Source organism: Stenotrophomonas sp. NPDC078853, from assembly GCF_044901215.1.
Taxonomy (GTDB): Bacteria; Pseudomonadota; Gammaproteobacteria; order Xanthomonadales; family Xanthomonadaceae; genus Stenotrophomonas; species Stenotrophomonas lacuserhaii.
In genome coordinates this window covers 1-1051 of record NZ_JBJDOQ010000041.1, presented here as the reverse complement: position 1 = coordinate 1051, position 1051 = coordinate 1, and the positions used below count along the sequence as shown (strand labels likewise).

The 1051-nt window shown below is 56.7% G+C and carries 1 protein-coding gene and 2 pseudogenes; all 3 read left to right on the top strand.

What is annotated here, in order from left to right; translation table 11 throughout:
- Positions 1-194: pseudogene (locus tag ACI2JH_RS19770) on the top strand (elongation factor Tu); the annotation flags it as partial.
- A gap of 331 nt (positions 195-525) precedes the next feature.
- Positions 526-837: a 30S ribosomal protein S10 gene (rpsJ, locus tag ACI2JH_RS19765; protein ID WP_010341589.1), complete on the top strand. Its 312-nt coding sequence runs from the start codon at positions 526-528 to the stop codon at positions 835-837.
- Positions 838-848: 11 nt separating this feature from the next.
- A pseudogene (gene rplC, locus ACI2JH_RS19760) lies at positions 849-974 on the top strand (50S ribosomal protein L3); the annotation flags it as partial.
- Positions 975-1051 lie beyond the last annotated feature (77 nt).

The following is a 1051-nucleotide window of genomic DNA, read 5'->3' as shown; positions in this document are numbered from 1 at the left end:
TCTACTTCCGCACCACCGACATCACCGGCGCTGCCAAGCTGCCGGAAGGTGTTGAAATGGTGATGCCGGGCGACAACGTGAAGATGGTTGTCACCCTGATCAACCCGGTCGCCATGGACGAAGGCCTGCGCTTCGCCATCCGCGAAGGCGGTCGTACCGTCGGCGCCGGCGTGGTCTCCAAGATCATCAAGTAATCTGTTAGACTCTGCACCCCGATGTTGCCTGGGTAGGGCATCGGGGTGCTTTTAAAAGGGAAAAGAAACACAGGATGTGTTTCGTGTTCCCCGGACCAGGATCGGTCGCGCCATTCAGGCTTTGTCAACACACTGTGTTGACAGGCTTTTTGTATGTGCGCTATGCTTCTACGTCTGGGCAGGCCGGGAAACCGACCTGCCTACGTTTTTGAGGTTAAGGGATTGACCTTGTCGGCCTGCAGGAGTGCGGGCCGTCTGTATTCAGGATATTCATGGGACATGGCAACCCAGAGGCCTTGTCCGTCGCTCTTTTAACGAAGGAACCCCCGTCATGGCGGACCAAAAGATCCGTATCCGGCTGAAGGCGTTCGATCATCGCTTGATCGACCGTTCGGCCAGCGAGATCGTAGAAACGGCAAAGCGGACCGGCGCGCAAGTGCGTGGCCCGATCCCGCTGCCGACCAAGATCGAACGCTACACCATCCTCGTCTCCCCGCACGTCGACAAAGACGCGCGTGACCAGTACGAGACCCGCACGCACAAGCGCGTGCTCGATATCGTTGATCCGAACGACAAGACCGTGGACGCGCTGATGAAGCTCGAACTGGCTGCCGGCGTCGACGTTCAGATCAAGCTGACCTGAGGACTACGACCATGACGAAGAAATATTCGTTGGGCTTCGTGGGCCGCAAGGCTGGCATGAGCCGCGTTTTCACTGAAGATGGCCAGTCCATCCCGGTGACCCTGATCGAAGCTTCCCCGAACCGCATCGCGCATATCTAGAGCGTATAATCCTTATGGTAATTGGACTTGTATGTTATCGTGTGAGCTTGTAGTTTCTCGTTTGCCGTATCTTT

Coding starts and splice junctions, on each gene's coding strand:
- rpsJ (WP_010341589.1), top strand. CDS start 526: ATGGCGGACCAAAAGATCCGTATCCGGCTGAAGGCGTTCGATCATCGC.